General features: G+C 69.5%; 4 protein-coding genes and 1 rRNA gene. 2 read left to right on the top strand and 3 right to left on the bottom strand.

Annotated elements, in window-relative coordinates; translation table 11 throughout:
* Nucleotides 1–109: ribosomal RNA gene (gene rrf, locus F8M74_RS36915) — 5S ribosomal RNA — on the top strand; the annotation flags it as partial.
* 76 nt (nucleotides 110–185) lie between these two features.
* Here the strand turns inward: rrf and F8M74_RS36910 are convergent.
* The 3 genes from F8M74_RS36910 to F8M74_RS36900 all read right to left on the bottom strand — a co-directional run bounded on the left by F8M74_RS36910 (nucleotide 186) and on the right by F8M74_RS36900 (nucleotide 2,643).
* Nucleotides 186–800, bottom strand: coding sequence for a DedA family protein (locus F8M74_RS36910; protein WP_141259083.1), 615 nt, complete (start codon nucleotides 798–800; stop codon nucleotides 186–188).
* A gap of 20 nt (nucleotides 801–820) precedes the next feature.
* The gene (locus F8M74_RS36905) at nucleotides 821–1,981 is read right to left on the bottom strand and encodes an AI-2E family transporter (protein WP_141259082.1); all 1,161 of its coding nucleotides are present in this window, start codon (nucleotides 1,979–1,981) and stop codon (nucleotides 821–823) included.
* A gap of 137 nt (nucleotides 1,982–2,118) precedes the next feature.
* Complete coding sequence (locus F8M74_RS36900; RefSeq protein WP_141259081.1) at nucleotides 2,119–2,643, bottom strand: phage tail protein; 525 nt, start codon at nucleotides 2,641–2,643, stop codon at nucleotides 2,119–2,121.
* Nucleotides 2,644–3,051: 408 nt separating this feature from the next.
* Here F8M74_RS36900 and F8M74_RS36895 point away from each other — a divergent pair.
* On the top strand, nucleotides 3,052–4,601 hold a 1,550-nt coding region (locus F8M74_RS36895), incomplete at its 3' end, for a collagen-like protein (RefSeq protein ID WP_305847186.1).

The following is a 4,601-nucleotide window of genomic DNA, read 5'->3' as shown; positions in this document are numbered from 1 at the left end:
CTATGTCGGAGGGGTCCCACCCGTTCCCATCCCGAACACGGAAGTTAAGCCCTCCAGAGCCGATGGTACTTCGCGGGAAACCGCGCGGGAGAGTAGGTCGCTGCCGGATTCTTTTTGAGAAACCCCCCGGTGTCCCTCGTGGACACCGGGGGTTTTCTGTTTTGGGCGTGTTGGGTTTCCTCGCGTCACCGCGGGCGTTGGGCCAGGCGCCGCGCGCGCAGCCGGCGCACGCCCCCCACCGCCAGCAGGGCCGCCGTGGTGGCCAGCACCAGCAGGTGCTCGGCTCGCGCCGCTCCTTTCGCCACCGCGTCCACGCTGTGCGAGAAGGCGTACCCCAGCGCCACCACCACCGGGGCGCTCACGAGCAGCGCCAACCCGTCCCACAGCAGGAAGTGGCGCAGCCGCATGCCTTGCACCGCGGCCATGATGAACACAGCCCCGCGCAGCACGGAGAGAAAGCGCCCCACGAAGACACAGCGCCCACCGTGGCGCGCGTAGAGCTGGGCCAATCGCTCGCGGCGTTCCGGCGGCAGGAGCTTCTTCATCCGAGGATGCTCGTACAGCGCGGGCCCCAACCTTCGGGCGGCGAGGAAGAGAGCCGTGTCGCCGCAGAGCACTCCGGCCACCGCGACCGCGACCGCCAGGGTGATGGGCAGGACGTCCCGGTGCGCGAGGATGCCCAGCGACAGCAGCACCAGGTCCTCTGGAATGGGTACCCCCAAGCCTCCGGCGACCAGGGCGGCGAAGAGCAGGGCCGCTGTGCCATGGGTCAGCAGCCATGGGAGTGGACCTGCGGCCATCGTGTCCCCCTTTCAGGGCGTCATTCAGGTTCCGTGGGGTGGATTGTGCGCGCCGCCCTGCGCTCCTGCCGGAAGAGGAGGACCTCCCGGGAGATGATTTGAAGGGTCGCGGCCACGGGCACCGCCACCACCGCGCCCACGATGCCGGCCAGCTCCGCGCAGAACAGGACTGCGAGGAGGATGAGCAGCGGATTGACGTGGACCGTACGGCGGAAGACGAGTGGGGCCAGCACGTTGCCCTCGAGGGGCCCGTACAGCAGGAAGTAGGCGAGTGCGACCGCCGCCGCCCAGATTCCCTGCGTGGCCCACGTCAGCAAGGTGATGACGCCCCCAGCGATGAGCGGCCCCACATAAGGGACCAGGCTGGAGAAGCCACTGGCGATGCCCAGGGGCAGGAAGTACGGCAAGCCCAGGAGCGCCAGCGTCACCGTGGTCAGGGTGGCGTTGATGGTGCAGATGAGCGCCAGCCCGGACAGGTAGCCGCCCGTGGCGCTGTAGACGTTGTGGAAGACCCGGACGTATCGCATCCGGTGCTCGGGGCCGACCAGGGCCAGCCCCCTGCGAATCAGGTCTCCTCCGAATGTCAGCATGAACACGACGAGGAAGAAGACGGTGAGGGCCGAGATGACCGCCCCCACCACGCCTCCGATGGCTCGGATGAGCAGCGTAGGCAGGGCGCCGGTGGCGAGCCGGGGAGTTGCTTCCTCCAGCCGTCGCGCCCAGCCGAGCGCCTGCAGCCGGTCGCTGAGCACCTGGATGGGCCGAGAGCTCCGCAGTTCCTCCATCAACTGCGGCCACTGGCGAACCAGGGCGTCCAATTGGTCCGCCGCGGCGGGAATCACGAGCAGCGCGAGGGCGGCGACGACGACCAGCAATGCCGTCATCACCAGGGCGATGGCGGCCAGCCGAGGCAGCCTGCCGCGCTCCAGTCGCGCGACGCCGTGTTCCAACGCGAGCGCCAGGATGGTGGCGATGCCCGTCAGTGTCAGTGCCACCCGTGTCTTCGCCACGAAGGTGACGAGTACGACCACCGCGAGCACGGAGGCGCAGACGGTGAACACCGTCGTCGGTGTGACTTGCGAGCGTTGCCCCCCGCCGTCTCGCTCCGCCACCACCGCCCACGCTCCCGTGCCGTAACGCTGCCCCCGACGTGCCCACCCTACCGGGAACGGGCTACCCACCCCGCAGTTCAGGGTCGCTGCGGACCTGGAAGGGGTGGCTCGTGGGGACGGATTCGCGGCGGCCGTCCGCGTGGCCCCCACTGCGCCTCGCACGCGTGAATGGAGCGAGGCGCTGAGCCCTTGGGGCTCACGGTGCGTCAGTTGCGCGACGGGTAGATGCCTTCCAGCGCGATGATGAAGTTGATGCACAGGAAGGGCGACATGTTGTTGTGCGGCTGGCTTCCCCCCGCGACGCCGATGGCCGCGGGGTTCATGGTCCCGTCGATGGGGGCAGCCCGGTAGTTGAGCACGGTCGCCGTGGAGTCCGCCGCGAGCACGGTGCCAATGGGCGTTTCCGTATCGCCGTGCTGACTGCTCACATTCAGGGTGTGATTGTGCGCCGGCATCTGCGTCGAAATCAGCGTCACGGTTTCAGTTCCACCCTGTTCGCCCAGCGTGCGGGGGGATAGGCCAGGGCCCTGGCCCGGCTGCATGGGATAGCGGCCACGCAGGTCCGGCAGGGCGAACGTCGTCTGTCCATTGCCTCCATAGGTGGTGCCAAGAATGGAGAAGAGCGCCGAGTTCTGGGCGATGGAGAGAAGCTGCCCTTGGCAGAATGCCCAGCCCCGCGGAGCGAAGTTGCCTGCGAACATCATGACCTGACCGATGAAGGGCTCTGACACGTGCGTCTACCTTTCGAGGAGAGGACTGCCTGACTGCGCCTGCTGCGCTTCCTCCCTGAGCAAAGGTCCGGCCAGCGCTGAAATCGCGCGTGTTTCATGTGCGGGTGACGGCGGCATGCAATGAAACGTGAGGCGCGGTGCCTCCATGTCTCGCTGTGTCACGCACGCTCGTGCGTCCGGTACAGACGCGCATGCGTCCGGCCCAGACGCCGCGGCGGATCCGCGTGCCGATGAAACGCGGGTGCGTCTGACCCGGACGCCGGGGCAATGTCTCGCGGGTTCTCTCCCACGAGAGAATCTGCCCGGTTACCGCCGAACCTCTTGGGGTCGCCCCGGTCTTCTTGGCGTGGCGTGCGGCTTGCTCAGAGGCCCGCGGCAAGACGTTTCACGACGAGGAGGCCGGCGCAGATGACGCAAGAGAACTGGCGACGTCCGCTGTATCAGAAGTGGTTTCAGGCGCTTCCGTTGACGGCACTGCTGGTGCTGTCGGCGTGTGAGGAAGGCACGCCGGGACCTCAGGGGCCGCAAGGTCCTGCCGGTCCCGCGGGCGCAGAAGGCCCTCCGGGCGCGCCGGGCGCCGAGGGGCCCGCTGGTCCTCAGGGCGAGCCAGGTGCGCCTGGCGCTACGGGCCCAGAGGGGCCGCAAGGTCCTCCGGGCCCGGCAGGCGGGCCGGAGGGACCTTCGGGGCTGACGGCGCTGGTCCGGACCGACTCCGAACCCTCCGGTGAGAACTGCGCCCAGGCGGGTGTGGTGGTGGAGACGGGCATCGACCTCAACCGGAACGGTCAGTTGGAGGATGAGGAGGTCGACGCCTCGCTGACCCGTTACGTGTGCAACGGGGCACAGGGGCTCATGGGGCCCGAGGGGCCGCAGGGCGCCATGGGCCCGCAGGGCCTCCGTGGTGAGCAGGGCGTGCAGGGGCCAACCGGTCTTCAGGGTGAGACGGGCATGCAGGGTGACCGGGGACCGGAGGGGCCCGCTGGCGCGGTGGGACCTGCCGGGCCGGCGGGACCGCAGGGCTCCGTAGGACCTGAGGGCCCGGTGGGCCCAGCGGGTGCCACGGGCCCCCAGGGTGATGTCGGTCTGGGCACGGTGACGCGGACCACCGTGGAGCCGGCGGCCGGCAACTGCGCCACCGGTGGCGTGCGGCTGGAAATGGGCGTCGACGCCAACCGCAATGGGACGCTGGATGCGGGCGAGGAGAATGTCGCGCTCACCCGCTTCGTGTGCAACGGGCCGGTGGGACCGCAGGGCGGGCAAGGTCCTGCGGGCGCGATGGGACCTGCAGGGACCCAGGGCCCTTCGGGACCGATTGGTCCGCAGGGCCCTCAAGGTCCGCAGGGGCCCATGGGTTCGCTGGGCGCCTACGGTGACGGGTCGGCTGGAGCGTACAACGTCCCCAGCGGCAACACCGTGGATCTGACCACGGCCGCTGGCTACAACACGTTGGCCGGCCGGCAGCACCTCCAGTTCGCGAACGTCACCATCTCCGGCACGCTGATTGTCCCGAGTGGAACGGTCATCCGGGCCACGGGTGACGTCACCGTCAACGGTACGATCATCGTGGACCCCAGTGCCGAGGACAACGGAACCGGGCCTGCGGAGGCGGGCGTGGCGCGTGCGGCCGCAGGCGAGCCCCAAGGAGGGCGTGGGCTGTTGCCGCTCCAGGCCGCGCAACTCCTGCGACCCGGCGGCCTGGGCGGCGGCGCGGGGGCCAAGCAGGCCGGTGTGACCGGTGGCAGGGGTGGCGGCTCCCTGGTCATTCTCGCGCAGGGAGCGATTCGCATCCCCCCGGGGGGAGCCATCAATGCCAATGGTGAGGCTGGTGGGACCGCCGCCAACCTGCCCGGCTCGGGCGGTGGCGCGGGGGGCGCCATCGTCCTCGTGGGCAAGGGCTCCATCACCGTGGGGGCTGTCTCTTATAAACATCTCCGAGCCCACGAGACTACGCTGCATCA

It is taken from the genome of Myxococcus sp. CA023 (genome assembly GCF_010998615.1).
GTDB lineage: Bacteria > Myxococcota > Myxococcia > Myxococcales > Myxococcaceae > Myxococcus.
Note: the sequence above shows the minus strand (reverse complement) of the source record. Positions and strands in the feature narration are given on the sequence as shown.